This window comes from Micromonospora sp. NPDC048894 (genome assembly GCF_040649765.1).
Taxonomy (GTDB): Bacteria; Actinomycetota; Actinomycetes; order Mycobacteriales; family Micromonosporaceae; genus Micromonospora; species Micromonospora antibiotica.
In genome coordinates, this window is record NZ_JBEZFY010000002.1 from 748,649 (window position 1) to 770,017 (window position 21,369).

At 73.5% G+C, this 21,369-nt stretch carries 18 protein-coding genes and 1 pseudogene; 2 read left to right on the top strand and 17 right to left on the bottom strand.

Annotated elements, in window-relative coordinates; all coding sequences use genetic code 11:
* Nucleotides 1–197: 197 nt before the first annotated feature.
* Nucleotides 198–992: a class I SAM-dependent methyltransferase gene (locus tag AB0C22_RS07240; protein ID WP_219460664.1), complete on the top strand. Its 795-nt coding sequence runs from the start codon at nt 198–200 to the stop codon at nt 990–992.
* 72 nt (nt 993–1,064) lie between these two features.
* Here AB0C22_RS07240 and AB0C22_RS07245 read toward each other — a convergent pair whose 3' ends face one another.
* The 7 genes and pseudogenes from AB0C22_RS07245 to AB0C22_RS07275 form a co-directional block, all read right to left on the bottom strand.
* Nucleotides 1,065–3,812, bottom strand: a complete 2,748-nt coding sequence (locus AB0C22_RS07245) for a M48 family metalloprotease (RefSeq protein WP_357533994.1) — start codon at nt 3,810–3,812, stop codon at nt 1,065–1,067.
* Nucleotides 3,793–4,359, bottom strand: coding sequence for a hypothetical protein (locus AB0C22_RS07250; protein ID WP_219460656.1), 567 nt, complete (start codon nt 4,357–4,359; stop codon nt 3,793–3,795). The genes AB0C22_RS07245 and AB0C22_RS07250 overlap by 20 nt, the downstream gene beginning before the upstream one ends.
* Nucleotides 4,360–4,474: 115 nt before the next feature.
* Nucleotides 4,475–5,449 carry a nitroreductase gene (locus tag AB0C22_RS07255; RefSeq protein WP_219460653.1) on the bottom strand — a complete coding sequence of 325 codons (975 nt, stop codon included), beginning with the start codon at nt 5,447–5,449 and terminating at the stop codon, nt 4,475–4,477.
* On the bottom strand, nt 5,450–6,538 hold the full coding sequence (locus AB0C22_RS07260; protein ID WP_219460650.1) for a GNAT family N-acetyltransferase: 1,089 nt from the start codon (nt 6,536–6,538) through the stop codon (nt 5,450–5,452).
* A complete protein-coding gene (locus AB0C22_RS07265; RefSeq protein ID WP_204926595.1) occupies nt 6,535–6,975 on the bottom strand; it encodes a DUF4188 domain-containing protein in 441 nt (146 codons plus the stop codon). Before AB0C22_RS07265 ends, AB0C22_RS07260 begins: the two co-directional genes overlap by 4 nt.
* 2 nt (nt 6,976–6,977) lie before the next feature.
* The gene (locus AB0C22_RS07270; RefSeq protein WP_357533997.1) at nt 6,978–8,558 is read right to left on the bottom strand and encodes a phenylacetate--CoA ligase family protein; all 1,581 of its coding nucleotides are present in this window, start codon (nt 8,556–8,558) and stop codon (nt 6,978–6,980) included.
* Nucleotides 8,559–8,723: 165 nt separating this feature from the next.
* A pseudogene (locus AB0C22_RS07275) lies at nt 8,724–9,002 on the bottom strand (monooxygenase); the annotation flags it as partial.
* A gap of 559 nt (nt 9,003–9,561) precedes the next feature.
* Between AB0C22_RS07275 and AB0C22_RS07280 the strand changes: the two are divergent.
* Entirely contained in the window at nt 9,562–11,037 is a 1,476-nt protein-coding gene (locus AB0C22_RS07280; protein WP_208570614.1) for an endo-1,4-beta-xylanase, read from the top strand.
* A 45-nt stretch (nt 11,038–11,082) separates the two neighbouring features.
* On the opposite strand, the gene AB0C22_RS07285 is transcribed toward AB0C22_RS07280, so the two are convergent.
* The 10 genes from AB0C22_RS07285 to AB0C22_RS07330 form a co-directional block, all read right to left on the bottom strand.
* On the bottom strand, nt 11,083–11,721 hold the full coding sequence (locus tag AB0C22_RS07285) for a helix-turn-helix domain-containing protein (protein WP_357533999.1): 639 nt from the start codon (nt 11,719–11,721) through the stop codon (nt 11,083–11,085).
* Nucleotides 11,722–11,909: 188 nt separating this feature from the next.
* Nucleotides 11,910–13,544, bottom strand: coding sequence for an FAD-dependent oxidoreductase (locus AB0C22_RS07290; RefSeq protein WP_219460618.1), 1,635 nt, complete (start codon nt 13,542–13,544; stop codon nt 11,910–11,912).
* A complete protein-coding gene (locus AB0C22_RS07295) occupies nt 13,544–14,251 on the bottom strand; it encodes a GntR family transcriptional regulator (RefSeq protein WP_141723122.1) in 708 nt (235 codons plus the stop codon). Before AB0C22_RS07295 ends, AB0C22_RS07290 begins: the two co-directional genes overlap by 1 nt.
* Nucleotides 14,251–14,934, bottom strand: coding sequence for a putative N-acetylmannosamine-6-phosphate 2-epimerase (locus tag AB0C22_RS07300; RefSeq protein ID WP_208570571.1), 684 nt, complete (start codon nt 14,932–14,934; stop codon nt 14,251–14,253). The genes AB0C22_RS07295 and AB0C22_RS07300 overlap by 1 nt, the downstream gene beginning before the upstream one ends.
* On the bottom strand, nt 14,931–15,908 hold the full coding sequence (locus AB0C22_RS07305) for a BadF/BadG/BcrA/BcrD ATPase family protein (protein ID WP_357534001.1): 978 nt from the start codon (nt 15,906–15,908) through the stop codon (nt 14,931–14,933). Before AB0C22_RS07305 ends, AB0C22_RS07300 begins: the two co-directional genes overlap by 4 nt.
* Nucleotides 15,905–16,861, bottom strand: coding sequence for an oligopeptide/dipeptide ABC transporter ATP-binding protein (locus tag AB0C22_RS07310; RefSeq protein ID WP_255598013.1), 957 nt, complete (start codon nt 16,859–16,861; stop codon nt 15,905–15,907). Before AB0C22_RS07310 ends, AB0C22_RS07305 begins: the two co-directional genes overlap by 4 nt.
* A gap of 40 nt (nt 16,862–16,901) precedes the next feature.
* Nucleotides 16,902–17,924, bottom strand: coding sequence for an ABC transporter ATP-binding protein (locus tag AB0C22_RS07315; RefSeq protein WP_208570568.1), 1,023 nt, complete (start codon nt 17,922–17,924; stop codon nt 16,902–16,904).
* A gap of 26 nt (nt 17,925–17,950) precedes the next feature.
* Nucleotides 17,951–19,468: an ABC transporter substrate-binding protein gene (locus AB0C22_RS07320; protein WP_357534004.1), complete on the bottom strand. Its 1,518-nt coding sequence runs from the start codon at nt 19,466–19,468 to the stop codon at nt 17,951–17,953.
* A 21-nt stretch (nt 19,469–19,489) separates the two neighbouring features.
* Nucleotides 19,490–20,437, bottom strand: a complete 948-nt coding sequence (locus tag AB0C22_RS07325) for an ABC transporter permease (protein WP_219460608.1) — start codon at nt 20,435–20,437, stop codon at nt 19,490–19,492.
* Between the two features lie 3 nt (nt 20,438–20,440).
* Complete coding sequence (locus tag AB0C22_RS07330) at nt 20,441–21,364, bottom strand: ABC transporter permease (protein ID WP_219460605.1); 924 nt, start codon at nt 21,362–21,364, stop codon at nt 20,441–20,443.
* Between the last annotated feature and the right edge of the window lie 5 nt (nt 21,365–21,369).

The window sequence follows — 21,369 nt, forward strand, 5'->3', positions numbered from 1 at the left end:
AGTGGAATGCGGAGTGTCGGGGACCCGCCGGAGGCGGTGCCGGCCGGGCACGTCGGCTCCCCGGCCCACGGCGGTGGACCGGGCGATGGACCGGGGCAGTGAGCCAGGGGCAGTGGGCGAGGGGCGGTGGGCTGGGACGGTGGGCCAGGGGCGGTGGGTCGGGGGCGTAACGGCTCGCCGTCCGGCAGGATGGTGGGGTGAGCACGAAGGGCTATGCGTTCGACAATGCCAGTGACCAGGCCGGCGCCCACCACGACGCGCTGGCGGACCTGCTGGACGGACCGACCCGGGCCGCGCTCGGGCAGTGGGGTGACCTGACCGGCCGGCGGTGCCTGGAGGTGGCCGCCGGTGCCGGCAGCGTCGCGCTGTGGCTGGCCGAACGGGCGGCCGAGGTGGTCGCCACGGACGTCGCCCCGCAGCACGTCCCGCCGCACCCCCGGCTCGTCGTCCACCGCCAGGACGTCGTCACCGACCAGCCGCCGGGCACCTTCGACCTGGTGCACGCCCGGCTGCTCCTCGGTCACCTGCCCCGGCGCGAGGAGGCCCTGCGGCGGATGGTGGCCGCCCTGGCACCCGGCGGTGTACTGCTCATCGGTGAGTTCGCGCTCCCGCCCGGCGACTTCGTCTCGTCCGCGCCGGACGACGCGACCGCCGATCTGCTGACCCGCTACCTGGCGGCCCACACGGCGGCTCTCGTCGGCAGCGGTCTCGACCTCGCCTGGGCACAGCGGGCCCCGGCGGCCTTCGCAGCGGCCGGCCTGGTCGAGGTCGACTCCCGGACCACGACGGGCCGGTGGCGCGGCGGCGGTCCGGGTTGCCGGCTGCTGCGGGCCGGCATCCCGCAACTGCGCGGCAGCCTGCTGGCCCACGGGTTGACCGACGCCGACCTCACGGCGACGATCGAGGCGTTCGCCGACCCCCGGGTGGTCGTCGAGGGCTTCCACTTCGTCCAGATCAGCGGTCGTGTTCCCCGGCTGCCCGGCCCGGCCTGACGACGGCGTCCCAGCCCGAGGTAGGCGGGGTGGTCCCGCGCGCCGACCCACCCCCGGCGGCTGATCCGCCGCTCAGGTCGGGCTACGGACGAAGGTCTGTTCGGTGTGCGAGCCGGCGTCGTCGGCCGTTGTGATCACCAACTGGTCGGCGGTGCAGCGGTACGAGCCGCCGAAGTCCTCCGCCGGGCCGGTCAGGGGCAGCTCACGGTCGTCGACCCGGAGCACCCGGTCGCTGGCGGCGACCTGGTCACGCTGGGCGTACCGGCCGTTCCCGGCCGACCAGCGGTAGGTGACCGTGCCCCGCTGCACACTGCGCACGGTGTGCCCGTTGAGCGTGCCCTCGGCGACGAACAGGTCGTACAGGTCGGTCGCGGTGCCGTCCGCCCGGTAGGCGGTGGCGTGGCCGCCGGCCGGCCCGCTGGACAGGTCCAGGGCACCGTCGGTGTGCAGGCCGGTCAGCACGCCCAGTGGCGAGTCGGGGGCCACCGGCTCGTGGAACCGACCCGCCACGAGCCGCCAGACCCCGACCAGGCAGGGGTCCCGGCCACGGTCACCGACCGGCGTCGGGCGGTGCGGGGTGACCGCGACCGCCCCGGCGGCCACCAGCAGCACGGGCACCACCACCGCCGGCCACCACCGACGCCGGCCGAGCACCGCGAGCGCGGCCGGCACGGCCGTCCCCACGGCGGCGGCGAGCACCGCCGCCACCGGCGCGACGAGCAGGGCGTGGGTGAGGGCGCGGACGACCACCGTCGGATCGACGGCAGGGGCACACCCGGGGGCACCGGCCACACAGGACACCAGCACGTCGGCGACCACCACCGCGGGCGTCATCAGCGCCCCCGCGGTGAGGGCGGCGAGCAGCGCGTGCGACAGCGACAGGCGTCGGGTGGCGACCGCCGCCACGGCCACGCCCACCTCGACGAACGTGACCGGCAACAGGGTGTGGCTGGTCACCAGGGTCGCCGCGGTCGCCGTCGCCAGGCCGGGGTCACGCACCGCGGCTCCGACGCCGAGGGGCACCAGCGGCAGCACCAGCGCCCCGGCCACCCCGACGGCCACCCCCGTCCGCAGCGCCCGCCGCGTCGCACCCCGGCCGGCCAGGACCGGGAACAACGCCGCGAGCAACGGCAGCGCGATCAGGTACGGGGCCGAGGCGGCGGTGATCCGCACGTAGAAGCCGATCATGTCCAGCAGGGTCAGCGGGGTCGCCGCCCCGGTGCCCTCACGGGCGGCGACCAGGTGCAGCATGCTCCACCCGTCGTCGGTGGACCAGGCGTCGAGCACCAGCAACGTCGCCACGTACCCGGCGGTGAGCACCGACGTGGCCACGGCCGCGCCGGCCCACGCCCACCGGATCCGGGTGACCGCCGCCGCCGCGAGGTGCCGCAGGTGGGCCCGGGCGCCGTCGGCCACCCACCGGCCGAGCAGCGCGCCACCGGCGATCCACAGCCCGGCCAGCAGCACCTCGATCCACCAGGCCCGCAGGTCGGTCGCGTACGCCACCCGCCAGGCCAGGCGGCGGCCGACGAGCAGGCCGCAGGCCAGTGCCGCGCCGAACGCCGCGCCGGAGGCCACCGGACGGCCGGTGTGCCGTGCCCACCAGGCCGCCCGCCACAGCGCCCCGGTGGCCACCAGGGCCAGCGGCACGCCGAGCAGGATGCCGGTGACGAAGGCGCTGTCGGTGACCGGGTCCGCGCCCGGCAGCACCCGGGGCAGGCTGGTCGCCAGGTCCCGCACCGACGGGGCGGCGATCCCGGCGGCCAGGCCCGCGCCGAGCGCCTCGACCGGGCGGGCGGCGAACCGGCGGCCGGGACGGTCCAGCGCGTCGGCGCGGGCCCGGGCCAGGGGGTGGAACCGGAACAACGCACCGAGGCGGGCCCACCGCCCCACCTGCCGGTGGTCGGCGGCGAGCAGCGCCCGGACGGCGTCGGCGTCGGCGGCGGGGAGCCGGGCGTCGGCGGTGAACTCCCGGGCCCGCAGCACCGACCACGCCGACACCTGCACGACCAGTGCGAACGCGGCCAGCCGCCAGGAGTCGGCGAGCAGCTGCCAGCCGGCGTCGGCACGCAGGTAGGTGACGGTGACGGGCACGAGCACCCCGAGCGGGAACGCCCAGGCCTGGGCGATGGTCAGCCGGGTGAGGTGGATGTCGCTGTTGCGGACGTGGGCCAGCTCGTGCAGCACGACCGCGCGGAACACCCGGGGGGCCACCCGGTGGGCGTGCACCAGGCCGAGGTCCAACCGGACGTACCGCAGGGGCCCGGCGCCGAAGGTGTTGCCGCTGATCCGCGCGGACCGGGACACCACGAACGTCGGCGACCGGCGTAGCCCCGCCACCCCGACCAGTTCGGCCAGGTCGGCCCGCAGCGCCTGGGTGCCGGGGACCCGGTCGAGGCGGCGCAGGCCCCGCAGTCGGCACTCGCACCAGGGCGCGACGAGGTAGGCCAGCATGGTCACCGCCAGCAGCACCGCGAGCCCGGCGAGCAGCTGCCCGGCCACGTCCGGTCCGAGGCCGGCGGTGCAGCGCCGGATGGCAGCCAGGCCCGTCTCGTCGACCGTGCCGGCCCGGGCGTCGATCGGGAACGGTCGGGTCCGCAGCACGTCCGCCAGGCACTCGGCGCGCACCCTGGTCGCGTCGCCGTCGACGAGGACCGTCGACCATCCGAACATGCTCGTGCCCACGACGGCGGTGACCGCGGCGACGAACCGGCCGAGGGTCGCCGAAGGCAGTGGCGGAGTCGCCGAGGGCGGCGGCGGTGTCGTCGCGCCGGCCGGGCCGGCGGGGCCGCGCCCGCCCTCAGCGACCGTCGACATCATCCTCGGCAGTGTCGGGCCCGGCGACACCGAAGCGCTGGGCGAACGCGTCGCGTACGGCGTCACGCAACACCGCGACCTGGTCCTCGGTGAGCGTCCAACGGGGATCGCGGGCGGCGGCGGTGACCGCCTCCTCGATCCGCAGCAGCTGACCCGGCCGCAGCCGCACCTCGGGCGGCGGTGGGTCGACGGCCCGCCGGCCCCGGGTGCGCCACCGCCGGCCGAGCCCGCGCAGGCCACCGCGGACCGCCTCGGTGGCCTGGTCGCGCACGCCGTCGCGCAGCGCCTCCACCGCCACCCCGGTGAGCACCAGCAGGTACGGCAGGAGCGGTTCGACCACCGCCTCGAAACCGCCGCCGCCCGCCTCGCCACCACCCACCCGGGTCAGCGCGCCCGGATCGCGTCGCCAGTGGCCGGGGCGGCGGTGGTAGTCGGGGGCGAGCAGGCCCAGCAGCGGTTCCTCGTCGGGGGCGACCGCCCGGACGGCCAGCCGGACCAGGTCGTCGAAGGTCGCGTCCCGGCCGGCCGACATCGACGTGCCATGGGTCATCGGGCCTGCCTCGGACGGGGTCGACGGGTCTGCGCGGCCACCGTACGCCGGTCGACGCCCACGCGCGGTCGGCAACCGGACAGTCCCCGGGACGCCGGTCGGGGGGTGCCGACGGTCAGGCCCGACCGGCGGCGACCCGGCGGGCGGAGCGGGGTGCGGGCCGGGTGGGCCGGCCCACCCGGGCGACGTGCAGCAGACGCTGCGGCGCGACGTCGAGCAGCGCACCGAGCGCCGTCCGGGTGGTGGGGACGTCGATGAGCTGGCTCAGCGGGTGTGCCGCCAGCCCCGCCGTGTGCAGGGTCAGCCAGGTGCGCAGCAGCACCCGGCCGAACTCGACCTGGCCGGGCTCGTCGAGGTGGGCCGGGGCGACCAGGACGAGCACGGTGCCGCCCTGGGCGAGCGGGTCGCCCGCGGCGGCGGCGAGCAGCCTCGGCAGGCCCAGCGGGCGCAGCACCGGGTACCCGGCCAGTGCCGCGCGCAGCCCGGTGGCGGCGGGCCGCGACAGGGCGAGGCAGCGGTCGGTGAGCCCGTCGGCGTGGTAGCCCGGGTGGGTGGGGTCCAGCCGCAGCCAGCGGCGCAGTTCGGCGACGACCGCCGGGTCCGCGTAGAGCCGACGGTCGGCGGCGCGCAGCAGGGCACCGAGCCGCCCGGCCTGCGGCACGGTCCGTACGCTGCCGCCGGCCGGCCGGGCGACCGCGTCCACCGCCGTGAGGGTGTCCCCGTCCACCCCGGCGGCGAGGTGACCCCGGTCGGTCCGGCGTTCCCACACGTCGGTGGTGCGGAACGGGGTCGGGTAGCGGTCCGGGGCGGGGCGCAGCAGTCCCACCCACCTGTGGTGTTCGTCGTGGTCGGCGAGATAGTCCAGCCGCAGGCCGGCGTCGGCCGCGACGATCAGGCACGTCTCGACGAACGCGCCGAGGGACAGCCGCAGGTCCCGGCCGGTGGGGTCGCCGGCGGGCAGGGTGTGGGCGGGGTCCCAGCCGATCCGGATCGCGTCGGGTTCGTAGCGCAGTCGCCACGGTTGGGTGTTGTGCGCGCTCGGGGCCCGCCAGCACCACCGTTCGAGCCGCCGGAACGCGTCGTGGTCCACCTACCGCTCCTTGGCGTAGAAGGTGTAGCCGTGCAGCGGGCGACCGCCGAGGCGGCGGTACTGGGCGGCCGAGGCGGTGTTGTCCCGCTCGACGTAGGTGCTGCGCAGCGTGGTGTAGCCGCCGGTGTACAGGTTGCGGTGCAGGTGGGTGGAGAGCAGCCGCTGGTAGCCGCGCCCCTGGTGCTGCGGAAGGACCCCCTTGACGATCAGCACCGCCTCCCGACGGTAGCGGCGGCGGGCGGCCAGCAACCGGGCCTGGTTGACCAGGTGCAGGTCGCCCCGGACGGCGATCAGGAACTCTGAGATGTCGGGTACGCAGAGCACGAACGCCACCGGCTCGCCGTCGCGGGTCAGGTAGAGCAGCAGCGACTCGTCCAGCAGGTACGCCAGCCCGTCGGTCTGCCGCCGTAGCTGCGCGGCGGAGATCGGCGTGTAGTAGCCGAGCTGGGCGAAGGAGGCGTTGAGCATCCCGCGCAGCAGGTCGAGCTGGTCGTCGAGGTGGCGTACGTCGCCCCGGTGCAGCACGATGCGGGTGCCGTCCGGGTCGACGTGCACCGGCGGGAGGGGCTCCGGTGGGGCCGGTACGGGGCAGATCCAGGTGTCGGCCTCGAACCGGCGGCGGAACCCGTACGCCTCGTAGGCGGTCGGGTACCACGGCGGGTTCCAGGCGCTGTCGACGAAGCCGCGCTCGGCGTGCCCGGAGGTGATCACCCCGCCGGCCTGGTTAGGCAGCAGCGCCACCGGGCCGAACAGCAGGTCCCGGTCGGTGTCGGCGTGGGCGGTGATCGCGTCGAACAGTGGTCTCCCGGCCCGCTCGGTGAACTCGGTGAGCCCGAACAGCTGGCACCGTCGGCCGAGTTTGGCGTCGAAGTCCGCGTCGGTGTGCAGGGTGGTGCGGCCGACGATCGTGCCGGCGGCGTCGCGCAGCAGGTACAGCGGCACGCCGTCGCGCCACCAGCGGCGGATCTGCTGGCGGGGGGTGGGCACGTGGCGGGGTTCGCCGGCGTAGAGCCGGTCGCCGAAGGCGAGGAACTGCCGCAGGCCGCGCCGGTCGGTGACCCGGGTGAACCGGTGCCGGGCGGGGCTCATCGGCGGACCGCCGGCCCGGTCGTCTCCGCGCCCAGCGGGGTGAAGGTGTCGATGTGCCCCATCTGGGGGCCCTCGGCCCGCCAGGTGCCGTTGGAGTAGCCGTCGGGGCTGGCGGTGTAGAGCCGGATGAAGCCGGCGGTGGCGTTGCGGGTGCCGTCGGTCAGCCAGACCATCAGCCGGCGGTGGTGCCGGGTGCGGGCGAAGCGCAGCATCGCGTCGCGGTCGGTGAAGAACGCGATGGTGCCGAGGGTCAGCGGGAACTGCCAGTAGACGGTGTGCCAGCAGTAGCCGTTCATCCGGCGCATGTCGCGCAGCATCCGGAACCAGGAGGGGGCGAGCCGCAGCAGCACCAGCGGGTTGGTGTAGCGGGTGCCGCCGATGAACATGGCGCCGGCGCGGGCCTGCGCGGGGGCACGGGAGAAGTCACGGGTACGCATGGTCACCTCACCAGGTAGCTGTTCTTGATCTTCTGTTGGCCGGCGAACGGGCCGGTGCCGGGTTCGTGCAGCTCGACCCGCAGGTCCCCGGCGGTGGCGTCCTCCACCAGGGACTGGGCGAAGTCGCGGGAGACCGAGGTCAGGTGCCGGCGTACGCCGAGGCGGCACGCGTCGACGAGCGCGGCGCGTTGCGGGTCGGCCAGCGGTCGGCGCAGTTCGAGGTGGATGACCGGCCGGGTCTCCAGCGTCGCGTCCTCGACCAGGGCGAGGCAGAACCGGCTGATCTCGGCGGCGTACGGGTTGCCGACGTAGAGGCCGTACTCGACGTCCTGCGGGTAGAGGTTCGCGCCGAGGTAGGAGATGGTGGAGTCGCTGCGCCCGAAGAGCAGCAGCAGCGGCAGCGTCATCCGCTCGGCGGAGACCGCGGTGCGCAGTTCGGCCCGGCGTACCGGGTCGGCGCAGACCAGCTCGACGACCCGCCGGTACGACACGAGCAGCGCCTCGTCCCCGACGTTGTACCGCAGCCGGGGTTGGAGCACGTCGCCGCCGGTGACGGTGCAGACCAGTTCCCGTCGCTCGTTGGTCTCCAGGTAGGTGGCGAACGGGTTGTACTGGAACACCATCGGCAGCCGTTGCTCGTCGGTGCCGAGCAGGGCGTCGCGCAGCCCCCGGTCGGTCTGCAACCGCCTGCGCAGCCACACGGTGAACCGGGTCTCCGCGCCGATGCCGATGCTCAGGTCCGACGCCCCGTACGCGGACCGGACGAGGGTGAAGCGTTGCTCCAGGTAGTCGCGCAGCGCCTCGGTCATCCCCTCGCCGCCGCAGCTGGCCGCGACCCGGTAGCGCGACCAGGGGAAGTCCTCGGCGTCGAGCCGGTCCCGCAGGTGCTTGAGGAACGGCGGGTAGGCGGTCACCAGGTAGTCGAAGTCGGGGCCGAACTCCCGCAGGGTGTCGATGATCTTGCCGAGGTCGGGGCCGGTGTTCTTCACCACCGCGATCCGGGCCATCGCCGCGCCGGTGGTCGTCCCGGTCGCCCAGGCTCCCATCGAGTAGGCGTTGATGACGAACGGTCGGCGCATCGGGAAGACCAGTCCGGTGTAGCCGGCGATGTCGCGGTGCACGGCGCGCAGTTCCCGGTCGCTGCGGGGCCAGTTGAACGGCTGCCCGGCCGAGCCGGCCGACTCGTCGACCACCACCCCCCGGGTGGGCAGCCGCCCGTGCCGGCAGCGCGCGGCGGCGTGGTGGGCGACGACGTAGCTGGCCTTGTCGGTTTCCGGGAAGTCGACGAGCCGGCGGCGCACGCCCGCCGGGCGGGCTTGCAGGAAGGCCCGGTAGGCGGGGACCTGCCGGGCGGCCCGCGCGCACACCGCCCGGGCGTGCGCGGCGGCCAGCCCGTCCAGCGCCGGGTGGTGCCGGCGCGCGACCCAGCGCCAGCCGGCGGGGTGTCGGGCGGCGAGCCGGACCAGCACGGCCACCGCGCGGCCGAGGGCCCCCAGGCCGACCTGCCGGCCGTGCGCCACCACGGCCGGCAACGGCGATTCGACGGTACGCAGGACGACGGGTCGGTGCGGTAGCTCGGCCATGCCGACCACTCTGTCCGGGTCGCCGCGTCGGGTCTTGAGGCCGGATGCGGTGGGTACCTGAGTATTCCTACTCGGTCGACCGCCCCGACCGTCCGGGCGTGCCCCCGGTGGGTTCCCGGCACGACACCCGCCGACCGGCGATGCGGTCCCGGTCGGCGGTCGTGCTCAGGTGGCGGGTCGGCCGAACCAACGGGTCAGGTGACCGTCCAGGTCCTGTCGGTCGTCGCCGGCCCATGCGACGTGGCCGTCCGGGCGCAGCAGGACGCACGGGACGTCCAGGTCCACCGTGGGGTCGTTGAGGTGGTCGACCCGGTCGACCCGGTCGGTCCAGCCGGCGACGCCGAGCCGGCCGGTGCGGTCCAGCAGCAGGCCCCGGCCGTGGCGCAGCCGGTCGTAGCGGCGACCCTGACGCAGGTCGAGGTCACGCAGCCGCCGGCCGAGCAGGCGGGCCCGACCGCTGCGGTGGGCGGGGTGGTGGCGAGCGGCGACTGGTGCACGGGAAGCGCCTTCCGGGAGAGCCTGGTGGGTGGGGCGCTCCCGGGCGACGGTTACGTCGGTCGCCCGACCGCGACGGGCAGGGGGAGCACCCACGTGGGTACGGCGTTCATGGGTCTCACCTCCTCGGGCTGCGTCACGGGCAGCGGCAACCTATCCACCGGCCGGCGGCCTGTCCAGCGCCTTTTCGGCCGTCCGGCCCCGAATTTCGAATGTTTCGGCGTCCGTCCGCCGGACGGCGGACGTAACCGGGTGTCTTCCGGCCGGCCACTCCGCGTCCCGGCGCGTCCACCTGCGCGAATCCGACTTCCGCCAGGTCAGCCCACCCGGCAAGGTTTCCGGAACATTTCCGAAAGTTGTTGACAGTATGGTAGACCGCTATCGATACTGACCCTTCGATGGGCATACACATGCATCAATTATTGACGTCATGTAACGAGGAGGGTCCGTGGGCAGCAGCCTGAGGCGACGCAGGATAGTGAGCAGAACGGCCTTGCCGGCGGCGGTGATGTTGCTGGTCGGCGGCGCGGTGGCGGTCCAGTCCGGCACCCCGGCCGTCGCCGCCGAGACCACGCTGCGGGCCGCGGCGGCCAAGGCCGGGCTGTTCTTCGGCACCGCGTCCTCACCGAACCGGCTATACCCGATCCTCAGTCAGGAATTCGGCCAGCTGACCCCCGAGAACGACATGAAGCCCGACCGGATCGCCACGTCGAGCGGTGGGCTGCAGAACACCAGCGGCGCGGACCAGCTGGTCAACCATGCGCAGAGCAACGGCATGGTGGTCCGGGGGCACACGCTGGTGTGGCACTCGCAGGCCGGCGCGCTGCAGGGGGCCAGCCAGAGCACGCTGAACACCTTCATCGGCAACGCCATCAACCGCTGGGGCAGCAAGATCGCCTACTGGGACGTGGTCAACGAGTCGCTGGAGGACAACAACACCGGTCGCCGCCGCAACCAGTGGCCGCACACCATGAACCGGGACGCCAACGGTGACGGCGACTTCTTCGACGCCGGCGACACCGACGTCATCCGGGACTCGTTCATCCGGGCCAAGCAGGTCGTGCAGGCCGGTGGCTACTCCACCAAGCTCTGCATCAACGACTACGACGTCGAGGGGCTGACCGTCAAGGGCGGTGGCCCGAACCGCAAGGCCAACGCGCTGTACGACATCGTCCGCACCTACCGGCAGTACATCGACTGCGTCGGGTTCCAGTCGCACTTCAACGACAACCCGAACAGCATCATCAGCAACGACCTGCAGGCCAACATCCAGCGCTTCGCCGACCTCGGCGTCGAGGTGCACCTGTCCGAGGTCGACATCGACGACGACCTGAGCAACAACGACATCGGCGCCGGCCAGGCGGACAACTACCGCAAGGTCGTCCGGGCCTGCCTGAACGTCGCGAAGTGCACCGGCATCACCGTCTGGGGCATCTCCGACAGCGAGTCGTGGCGTTCCTCCGAGCGGGGCCTGCTGTTCACCGGCGGCAACGGCAACTACCAGAAGAAGGCGGCGTACTACGCCGTCCTCGACGAACTGAACAAGGGCCGGACCACCACCCCGCCGACCACCACGCCGCCGCCGACCACCCCGCCCCCCACCACGCCGCCGCCGACGACGCCGCCGCCCACCACCCCGCCGCCCACCACCCCGCCGCCGACGACTCCCCCGCCGACCACGCCGCCGCCGACGAACGGCTGCACGGCCACGGTGTCGTTGAACTCCTGGACCGGCGGCTTCGTCGCCACCGTCCGGGTCACCGCCGGCAGCGCGCCGATCCAGGGCTGGAACGTCCAGCTCACCCTGCCGTCGGGCGCCGCGATCACCAACGTGTGGAGCGCCGAGCGCACCGGCACCAGCGGCAGCGTCCAGTTCAGCAACGTCAACTACAACGGCTCGGTCGCCGCCGGCCAGTACACGGAGTTCGGTTTCCAGGGCACCGGGTCCGCCACCGGCCTGACCCCGGTCTGCACCGCCTCCTGAACACCACCTGTCCTGGACGGGCGCGGGCCGCCCGTCCAGGACAGGTCAGGGACCGCCACCGGCCCTGACGCGACGGTGGCAGCAGTCCTGACGGCGCGAGGACGATCCGGCGGATGACCGCCGCGTCCTCGCGCCGAGGCGTCTCCCCCGACGACCAGCGGTACGCCGCGGGTCGGTGCGCTCCCGGTGCTGGGTGAACGGCCGACAGTGGCTCCAAGGCACCGCTGCCGCCGTCGACGCCGTGCCCGTGCAGCGCCCTGACGGACTGACGATCGCCCGGTGGTTCTCGCTCTGGCGGGCCTGATCACGCTGCTCCTGCCAGAGGCGAAGCAGGATGGCGACGTCGTCCGCAGACACCGACGGCACCCCCGGTGGCGGTGCTCCTGTGGTGGCAGAGGTCGGATTCACCCGATCTTCCCGCGCCACCGCCCGCACGTGTTCCCATCTCGGCAACCACTCCATCGGATCACCGCCACACGCTTCCACGAACGCCCGGACGGTGTCCCAGCTGGGGAGATGGTCACCGCCGGCCGCTTCAGCCAACGCGGTACGCGACCGGCCCGTCCGCCGTGCCATCAACAGGTACTTCGGTGATCCTGCCTTCTCCCGTAGGAGTCGCAAATCCTGTGCGAACCCAACGATCGGGCCTCCGTCGGCGGGAAGTGGCCGCTCAGGCCGAGCCATATATCAACGGAGAGTAGGTGGCCATACGCGAAGTATGGTCGTGGCCGCCGACTGACGGCGGTCGTGGAACGTCAGGCGGCGTGACGGCCGGCGATGCTGGGTCTGCGACGAGCCGGTCGGGGCCACTCCCCGGCAGGGCGGCGGTCGGGGCTGGTCCCGCTCCCCGGTTCCCGGCCGGGGCGTCCGGGTCAGCTCGGCAGCGGTCCGCCGCCCGCCGTTCCCAGGGCTGCCGCCGTGGCCGTCGGCCAGTGCAGGTCGACCCCCCGCCGCACCAGCTCGGCCTGGAAATCCTCAAGCGACTTGGCACTGTCGCGGACCCCGTGCGGCGAGGTCTGCCGGTCCAGGCAGTACGCGGCCAGCGCGCCGGCGGCCTCCCCGATCGACCACTCGGCCGGGTGCACCCGGTAACAGCCGTTGGTGATGTGGGTGGTGCCGACGGCCTTGCCGGCGGCGATCACGTTGGTGACGCGGGTGGGCAGCAACGCGCCGAGGGGAATCTCGAACGGGTGCGCCGCCACGTCGAGGTAGCCGTCGCCGCCGGTCGTCGGGTGCAGGTCGATGCGGTAGTGACCGGTGCCGACCGTGTCGGGGTAGCCGACCGCACCGGCGGCTCCGCGTACCGCGACCGACAGGTCCTGCTCGGTCGGCGTGGTCAGCGCCACCAGGCGGCGGGCCTCCCGGATGTACGGTGCCTGCGCGAAGCCGTCGACGGTGCCCGTCACGTCCGGGCGTAGCCGCAGACCGGGGTAGCCGGTGCCGCCGTCCGGGCGGGGCGCCTCGGTCTGCAACCAGTACAGGAAGGCACGGCTGGCTTCCCTGGCCCGCCGGACGTGCCGCGCGGCGTCCGGTACGTCGAACAACGGCCCGTCGAGATAGTCGTTCATCGGCCAGTTGACCAGCGTCACGTCGCTGCGGAACAGGCCGGGCCGGAACGCCTGCCGGTCGAGGATCCGCCGGTACGTCCACAGCTCCGGCGCGACCAGCCCCTCCTCCATCGACGCCGCCGTCGACCGGGGGTTCGGGGTGAAGCGACCAGTGACCGGTCGGCCGGTCCGCGGATCGGGGTAGGTCCAGCTGAACAGCGGACCCGGCCAGCCGGGTGCCGTGCGGGTCCGCCAGTGGTCGTAGTCGGCCGGCCGGTCCACCGTGTGGTCGCCGTCGACGTGTTCGAGGGCGAAGCAGACCGTGGCGGCCTGCATGTTCAGCGGAGCGGGCCGGTCCGGGGCGCTCGGTTCGCCGGTCTGCGCCTGCGACTCGGTGCCGGTGCGGTGCTCGATGCCGGCCAGGGCCAGCAGCTCACCGGTCTCGCTAGCCTCCAGGACCAGGCTGGCACCGATGTGGCGGACGGTGCCGTCGGCGAGTCGGACGGCCAGGGCGGTCACCGTGTCCCCGTCCGTGTGGGCCCGCTCGACCTGCGCCCGGGTGTGCACGGTGAGCCGCCCCGCCGCGCGCCAGGGGGCGATCATGGCCTGAAGCACGGCCAGCGCCACCCGGGGTTCGTGACACAGCGGGCTGACCCAGCCGTTACCCGGGTTGACCGGTCGGGCCGACCCGTCGGATGCCAGCGGATACCAGCTCCGGTAGTGCTCGCGCACCGCCTGCCGGAACCGCCGGTAGCTGGCCGTCGAGCCGTGTGTCTCGATCCAGGGGTGCTCGTCGGGCGGCACCGCCTGCGAGGTGAGCTGCCCGCCGATCCACCCGTACGGCTCGACGACGGTGACCCGGGCGCCACCCTCGCAGGCGGCCAGCGCGGCGGCGATCCCGCCCACGCCCCCGCCGACGACCAGGATGTCGGTGTGCTCCTCAGCCGTGGTGGTGGACATCAGTCGGCCTCGCCTCGTCGTGCGGTCAGGGAGAAGTGGTAGCGGTCGCCCCGGTAGAGCGACACCGCGCGTTCGACGGCCCGGCCCCGTCCGTCGTAGCCGATCCGGCGCACCTCCAGCAGGGCCGCCGAGGGCGGGATCTCCAGCAGTTCGCACTGCCGCCGGGACGGTACGACGGCGGCGATCATCTGCTGGGCCACGGTGACCTGGATGTGGTAGCGGTCCTTCATGGTCTCGTAGAGCCCGTTGTCGAGGTTCTCCACGAGCAGCCCGGGGAACAGGTCGGCCGGCAGGTGCACCTCTTCCAGGCACATCGGCGAGCCGTCGGCCAGCCGCAGCCGCTCCACCCGGTAGAGCAGTGACCCCTCGGGCAGGCCGAGGTCGGTGGCCGCCGCGTCGCGGGCGACCATCGCGTCCGCCTCGATCAGCTTGCTGCTCGGGAGCAGGCCACGGGCCAGCATGTCCTCGGTGAACCCGCTGAGGCTGGTGCCCTTGGCGATCCGGGTGTCGGAGACGAAGGTGCCCTGGCCACGGATGGTGTAGACCAGGCCGGCGTCGAGCAGTTCACGCAGCGCCTGGCGCAGTGTCGTCCGGCTCACGCCCAACTCCTCGGCGAGGTCCCGCTCGCGGGGCAGCGCCGAGTGCGCCGGCAGGCCGGCGACGCGGTGCCGGAGTTCGGTACGGATCTGGCTCAGTTTGGTGGTCATCACGAATCCAACCGGGGATGCGGGCAGGCCTGCGCGAACCTGCGCGTGGTGTTGACCGGGTCCGAGATGGCGGTGCCGACGACGACTGCCCACGCACCCTCGTCGAACGCCGCCGAGACCTGGGTACGGGTACGGTATCGCCCCTCCGCGATGACCGGAACGGGACAATGTCGACTGAGCTCGCCCACCAGGGCGATGTCCGGCCCGTCCGGCACCGGGCCGGCGGTGTAGCCGGACAGCGTCGTGCCGACCAGGTCGGCGCCGGCATCGACGGCGGCCAGGGCGGCGTCCAGGCTGTCGACGTCGGCCATGAACAGGGCTCCGCCGGTGTGGGCCGCCGCGACGAGGTCGGCCAGTTTCTCCCCGCCGGGCCGGGGTCGACCGGTGGCGTCGGCCGCGACGATCTGCGCCCCGGCCCGGGTCAGTGCGGTCACGTCGGCCTCGCCCGGGGTGATGTAGACCGGGCTGCCGGGGGTGCTCCGCTTGACCAGTCCGACCACCGGCACCCCGAGGTCGACCATGCCCCGCACGTGGGCCACTCCCTGGCCACGCAGACCGGCGGCCCCGCCGAGTACGGCCGCAGCCGCCATCGCCATCATGTGCCCGGTGTCCGTGAACGGGCTGGGGCCCTGGGCCTGGCACGAGACGACCAGGCGTCCACGGATGGCGTCGGCCACGTTCATCGGTGTTCTGCCTTTGCTTCGATGTCGATCTGAACGATGAGTCCGGAAAACGGGGAAGGGACGCCCGGCCCGTCGGTCAGGGCCAGCGCGCCGGCGAGCGGGTCCCCGGCGGCCGGTACCGGCCGGGCGGCGGGGGCCCCGGCGCGTAGGGCCGCGGTGAACGACGGCCACAGCAGGTCCTCGGCGCGGAAGACTCCGCCGGTCCCGGCGACCGGCACCGGGGTCGTGCCGAGCCCGATCCGATGCAGCGCCCCGACCGCCGACTCGGCGAGCAGTTCACCGGCCCGGCACCAGATCCGTCGGGCACCGTCGTCACCGGCGCGGGCCAGTTCGGCGACCGTGCCGGCGAAGCCTGCTATCCGTTCCGGGGTGGGTGGGTCGTCGCGCCAACGGGCCGGCAGCGTCTCCACCGGCCCCCAGGCGGTGTTCACCGCGTCGGCCAGCGGGCCGGGTGCGGTCCGGTCCCGGTCCCGGTCCCGGTCCCGTAGGGCGAGCCGGATCGCGGTACGGCCGATCCAGTGGCCCGACCCCCGGTCGCCGAGGTCGGCACCCCAGCCGTCGGCGCGGGCGGTACGGCCCGTGGCGTCGGCGGCGAGGACCACCGCCCCGGTGCCGGCAGCTACGACCGCGCCAGGGACCGGACCGAGCGCCCCCAGGTATGCGGTCACGCTGTCGTCGGTGACCCGTAGGTGGCCGTACCGGTCCAGGGCACGCAGCCGGGCGGCCAGTGCGGCGACCGCCGGCGGCTGGCCGTTGAGACCGGTCATGCCGACTCCGACCAGCACCGGGGCGTCGGGCACAGGGCCCAGGTCGGCCAGCGCGCCGGCCACCGCGTCGGCGATCCGGGCGTCGGTGTCCCCGGTCCAGAACCCCGGGGTCGCGGCGTGTCCGGTGGACCGGCCGTACCGGGCCACCGCGCGGCAGCCGCCCTGGCCGAGGTCGACGCCGACCCGCACGGGGCCGGTGCCGCTCATCGGGGCACCGCCGCGACCGGTGGCCCGCCGCCGGCCAGGCTGGACTCGGCGTAGTGGCAGGCGACCTCACGCCCGGCGACCGGGCGGAGTTCCGGTTCGACCTCGGCACAACGCGGCTGGGCGAGCCCGCACCGGGTCCGGAACCGGCAACCGGACGGCGGCGAGGCCGGCGACGGCACCTCGCCGGTGAGCAGGATCCGCTCCGCCGGTGGTGCCGCCCATGGACGGGGTACCGGGGCCGCCGAGATCAGCGCCCGGGTGTACGGGTGGGCCGGGGTCCCGTACACCGTCGCGGCCGGTCCGGTCTCCACGATCCGGCCCAGGTACATCACCGCGAGGTCGTCGCTGATGTGCCGGACGACCGACAGGTCGTGCGCGATGAACAGGTAGCCCAGACCCAGGTCCGCGCGCAGGTCGGCGAGGAGGTTGAGGGTCTGCGCCTGGACCGACACGTCCAGCGCGCTCACCGGCTCGTCGCAGACCAGGATCCGCGGCGACATGGCCAGGGCGCGGGCGATGCCGACCCGTTGGCGTTGGCCACCGGACAACTGGTGCGGATAGCGGTCGGCCAGTTCGGCGGCGAGCCCGACCCGGGCCAGCAGCTCGGCCGTCCGGTCCGTCCACTGGTCGCGCGGCACCTGACCACGGTGCACCCGCCAGCCCTCGGTGACGATGAAGGACACCTTCTTGCGCGGGTTCAGCGACGAGTACGGGTCCTGGTAGACCATCTGGATCTGGGTGGTCAACCGGCGTCGGCGGGCCGCGTCGGCGTCGTCGACCCGTTCGCCGGCGTACCAGATCTCGCCGCCGGTGGGTCGGCGGAGGCCGACGATGGCCCGGGCCAGGGTCGACTTGCCGCAGCCGGACTCGCCGACCAGCCCCAGGGTGCGGCCGGTGGTGACGGTCAGGCTGAGCCGTTCCACGGCGTGCACCTCCGATGCCCGGCGCAGCAGGCCGCCCCGGGCCGGATAGCTGACCCGTAGCTGTCTGACCTCAAGCCGCGCCTCGGACGTCGACACCGGCCATCACCTCCTCGGCGTAGTGGCAGGCCGCCTCGTGGCCAGCGGCGACGACCCGCAGCGCCGGCCGGTCGGTGCGGCAGTCCGCCCGGGCGACGGGGCACCGGGGGTGGAACGGGCAACCGGCGGGCGTCGCCAGCGGCGAGGGCGGCATCCCCTCGATCGGGGTCAGCCGCTCGCCGGGGCGGTCCGGTGCGGGCACCGAGGCCATCAACCCCCGGGTGTACGGGTGGGCCGGGGCGTCGTACACGGTGCGCAGCGGACCCGACTCGACGACCGTGCCGGCGTACATGACCGCGACCCGGTCGGCCACGTCGGCGACCACCCCAAGGTCGTGGGTGATGAGGATCATCGCCATCCCGTCGGCCTCGCGCAGTTCGCGCAGCAGGTCCATGATCTGCGCCTGGACGGTCACGTCCAGGGCGGTGGTCGGCTCGTCGGCGATGAGCAGCCGGGGTCGCAGGGCGAGGGCCATCGCGATCACCACCCGCTGCCGCATCCCGCCGGAGAACTGGTGGGGATAGTCGTGCGCCCGGCGGGCCGCATTCGGGATGCCGACCCGCTCCAGGCCGGCCACCGCGCGCCGCCAGGCCTCCCGTCGCGAGGTGCGCTGCCGGACCCGGAACAGTTCGGCGATCTGCTGACCGACCCGCACGACCGGGTTGAGCGCGGTCAACGAGTCCTGGAAGACCATCGCCATCTCGGTGGCGGACAACTCGCGGGTACGCCGTACCGGCAGCGCGGAGAGTTCCTCGCCGTCGTACCGGATGGTGCCGCGTTCGATCGTCGCGCTGTGCCGGGGCAGCAGCGCCATCACCGCGCGGACGGTGACCGACTTGCCGGACCCGGACTCCCCCAGGATGGCCAGTGTCTCGCCCGCGCCGACGGAGAACGAGACACCGTTGAGCGCACGGTAGGTGCCGAGCGGGCCGTCGAACGAGACGACGAGATCGTCGACCGTCAGCAGTGGGTGCGGGGCGTGCGGTGGTGCCACCATCGGGTCCTCCGGGTCCGGTTCTCGGGTCAGCGCAGCGAGATGCCGGCGAAGTCCGGCAGGTCGTTCGGGGTCGGGGTGAATCCCTCGACGCCCTTGCGCAGCACGACGTTGCCGTTGAGGTCGAGCGGGAAGATGCCCACCGCGTCGTCCCAGACGATCTTTCCGGCCTGGGCGTACAGCGCGGCCCGCTTGTCCTGGTCGAGTTCCGCCCGGGCGGCCAGCAGGATGCGGTCCAGTTCCGGGTTGGCGTAGCCGTTGCGCTTGGCGGTCGACAGGTAGAGCCGGGCCAGGGTGAAGTCGGCGTCGCCGGTGACCGTGCTGCCGGTCGTCATCGTGCTGTCCCAGTCGAGCTTGAGCAGCTTGTCCAGCCAGGTGGCCCGTTCCAGCTCCTGGGGCTTGACCACGATGCCGACCTTGGCCCAGTCGCTGATCATCGCGTCGGCGAAGGAGTTCCCGTTGGTGCAGCAGCCGCTGCTCCACATCATGGTGGTGCTGAACCCGTTCGGGTAGCCGGCCGCGGTGAGCAGTTGGCGGGCCTTGGCCGGGTCGTAGGCGTACGGGTTCTGGCTGGCGGAGCCGAAGATGGCCGCCGGCAGCGGGCCGGTGGCCGAGGCTCCGGCCTGGTCGAACAGCGACTTATTGATCTTGGCAAAGTCGACCGCGTGCCACATGGCCTGCCGGACCCGGGCGTCGGTGAACGGCTTACGGGAGCTGTTGAACCAGATGTAGTAGTTGGCGTACGTCGGGAACGACGTGACGGTCAGGTCGCCGTTGCCCCGCAGCCCGGTCAGCTGGTCCGGTAGCAACCCCCAGGTCGCGTCGATCTCGTTGTTCGCCAACGCCGTCACCCGGCCGGACACCTCCGGGATGTAGCGGTACGAGATGCCGGCCAGCTTCGGCTGCTCCCCCCGGTACTTCTCGTTGCGGACCAGGCTGACGGCCTGGCCGGCGGTGAACGAGGAGACCTTGAACGGGCCGGTGCCGTAGGGGGCGTCGAAGAACGCGTTGTCGGCGATCTTGGCGGCCGGGGCGATCCAGAGCAGGGTGAGGTTGCTCAGCACGGTGCCGAGCTGGCTCTTGGTGTGGATGGTCAGGGTGCGCTCGTCGGGGGTGCGGATGTCGTCGACGGTGGCCCACAGCCCGGCCAGCGGCCCCTTGCCGTCGATCAGCGCCTGGAGGGACGCCTTGGCGTCGGCGCTGGTCAGCGGCGTCCCGTCGGCGAACGTCACATCGCTTCGCAGCACGAACTGCCAGGTCAGCGGGTCGGGATTGGTCCAGCTCTCGGCGAGCTTCGGGGCGATCTTCCCGTCGGCGCGCACCACCAGGGTCTCGAAGACCTCCTGGACGACGGTCAGGGTGGGCTGGTCGGCCGAGTTCGCGGCGAACGGGTTCAGCGAGACCACCGGGGTCGGGTTGGCTACCCGCAGGGTGGTGGCGCCGTCGCCGCCGCTACCGGCCCGGTCGTCGGTGCCGAAGGAACAGGCGGTCAGTCCGAGTACGCCGGCGAGGGCCAGCGCACCGATTCGGGTGGTCGGAGATCTCATGTCTTCCCATTTCGCTGACGGTTAACGGGTGGAGAGGTTCGGATCGGAGCGGTCCCGCAGTTCGTCGCCGAGCACGCCGACGCAGACCACGAAGACGGCCAGGGCCAGGCCTGGCAGGGTGGCGATCCACCAGGCGCTGGCCAGGTAGTCGCGGCCGTTGGCGATGGTGGTCCCCCAGCTCGGCGTGCCGGCCGGGATGCCCAGGGACAGGAAGCTCAGCGACGCCTCGGCGACGATGACGAAGCCCAGCTGGACGGTGGCGATGACCAGCAGCGGGCTGGCCACCGCGGGCAGCACGCAGTGCCGTACGACGTGCCACGGCCCCGCGCCGAGGGTGCGCGCCGCGTTGGCGAAGTCCCGGGACCTGGTGGCCAGGGTCTGCGCCCGGGCCACCCGCGCGAAGATCGGCCAGGTGGTGATGGACAGGGTGAGCACGACGTTGGTGACGCTGGAACCGAGCACGCCGGCGACGAAGACGGCGAGCAGGATCGACGGGAAGGCCAGTTGGATGTCGGCCAGCCGCATGACGGTCGCGTCCACCACCCCGCCGAGGTAGCCGCAGAGGATGCCGAGGGCGGCGCCCACCGTGCCGGCCAGCAGCAGGGTCGCCGCGCCGACCAGCAACGAGATCCGGGCGCCCTGCATGATCTGGGGCAGCAGGTCGCGGCCGACCTGGTCGGTGCCGAGCAGGGCCAGGCCGCCGTCGGACATCCGGCTGCCCGGCGGGAGCAGCCGGTCGGCGACGGAGGTCGCGATCGGGTCGTACCGGGCGATCAGCGGCCCGATCACCCCGGCCACCAGATAGCCGGCGATCACCCCGAGGGGGATCCACAGTCGCAGCCGACGACGCCGGCGGCGGGGCACGACGACCGGTGGGGCGTCAGACCCGTCGGGGCGGCCGCCGCCGGTGGGCACGACCGGTGTGCCGAGCACGGCCGAGCCGGGTACGCCGTCAGACACCTTGGTCACCTCTCAGACGCTCTCGCGGACCCGGGGGTCCAGCCGGACGTACAGCAGGTCGACTATGAGATTGATGACGATGAATATCACCGCGACCGTGATCACGCACGCCTGCACGACCGAGTAGTCGCGGGCGGCGATGGCGTCGGTCATCAGCCGACCCACCCCGGGCCAGGCGAAGACGGTCTCGACGATCACCGCCCCACCCAGCAGGCTGCCGAACTCCAGGCCGGCCACGGTGACGACGGGGATCAGCATGTTGCGCATCGCGTGCCAGCCGACGACCCGGGTCTCGGACAGACCCTTGGCCCGGGCGGTGACCACGTAGTCCTCGTGCAGCACGTCGAGCAGTCCGGACCGGACCAACCGGAGCACCACGCTGAGCAGTGGCAGGGCCAGCGTCACCGCCGGCATGATCATCGCGGCCGGGGAGGCCGCACCGGAGCTGGGCAGCAGGTGCAGGAACCGGGAGAAGACCAGGATCAGCATGATGCCGACCCAGAACGTCGGCAGGGACTGGGTGAGCATCGACAGCACCGAGACCACCCGGTCCAGCACACCGTTGGGCCGGGTCGCCGCCAGGGTGCCCAGCGCGAACCCGAGGACCAGGGCGATGGCGAAGGCGGTCAGCGCCAGGGCGGCCGTCGCCGACAGGTGGGTGAGCACCAGGTTCGTCGCGGCGTCGTGGAGCCGGAACGACTCACCGAAGTCGAGGGTGACGGCACGGCGGAGGAACTGGACGTACTGGATGGGTAGTGGGGCGTCCAGTCCGTACTCCCGGCGCAGCGCCTCGACGGCCGCCTGGTCGGCGTCCGGCCCGAGCACCGCGGTCGCCGGGTCGCCGGAGACCGCCCGCATCGCGAAGAAGACCACCGTCGCCGCGCCGAACAGCACCAGTACCGAGATCGCGAGGCGACGTAGCGCGTAATGCAGCATCCCGA

Excerpts from the sequence above, each read along its gene's own strand:
- AB0C22_RS07295 (WP_141723122.1), bottom strand. The coding sequence starts at position 14,251 with ATGACCACCAAACTGAGCCAGATCCGTACCGAACTCCGGCACCGCGTC.
- AB0C22_RS07280 (WP_208570614.1), top strand. The coding sequence starts at position 9,562 with ATGTTGCTGGTCGGCGGCGCGGTGGCGGTCCAGTCCGGCACCCCGGCC.
- AB0C22_RS07300 (WP_208570571.1), bottom strand. The coding sequence starts at position 14,934 with ATGAACGTGGCCGACGCCATCCGTGGACGCCTGGTCGTCTCGTGCCAG.
- AB0C22_RS07305 (WP_357534001.1), bottom strand. The coding sequence starts at position 15,908 with ATGAGCGGCACCGGCCCCGTGCGGGTCGGCGTCGACCTCGGCCAGGGC.
- AB0C22_RS07320 (WP_357534004.1), bottom strand. The coding sequence starts at position 19,468 with ATGAGATCTCCGACCACCCGAATCGGTGCGCTGGCCCTCGCCGGCGTA.
- AB0C22_RS07265 (WP_204926595.1), bottom strand. The coding sequence starts at position 6,975 with ATGCGTACCCGTGACTTCTCCCGTGCCCCCGCGCAGGCCCGCGCCGGC.
- AB0C22_RS07290 (WP_219460618.1), bottom strand. The coding sequence starts at position 13,544 with ATGTCCACCACCACGGCTGAGGAGCACACCGACATCCTGGTCGTCGGC.
- AB0C22_RS07270 (WP_357533997.1), bottom strand. The coding sequence starts at position 8,558 with ATGGCCGAGCTACCGCACCGACCCGTCGTCCTGCGTACCGTCGAATCG.
- AB0C22_RS07245 (WP_357533994.1), bottom strand. The coding sequence starts at position 3,812 with ATGATGTCGACGGTCGCTGAGGGCGGGCGCGGCCCCGCCGGCCCGGCC.
- AB0C22_RS07315 (WP_208570568.1), bottom strand. The coding sequence starts at position 17,924 with ATGGTGGCACCACCGCACGCCCCGCACCCACTGCTGACGGTCGACGAT.
- AB0C22_RS07285 (WP_357533999.1), bottom strand. The coding sequence starts at position 11,721 with ATGGCTCGGCCTGAGCGGCCACTTCCCGCCGACGGAGGCCCGATCGTT.
- AB0C22_RS07330 (WP_219460605.1), bottom strand. The coding sequence starts at position 21,364 with ATGCTGCATTACGCGCTACGTCGCCTCGCGATCTCGGTACTGGTGCTG.
- AB0C22_RS07250 (WP_219460656.1), bottom strand. The coding sequence starts at position 4,359 with ATGACCCATGGCACGTCGATGTCGGCCGGCCGGGACGCGACCTTCGAC.
- AB0C22_RS07260 (WP_219460650.1), bottom strand. The coding sequence starts at position 6,538 with ATGAGCCCCGCCCGGCACCGGTTCACCCGGGTCACCGACCGGCGCGGC.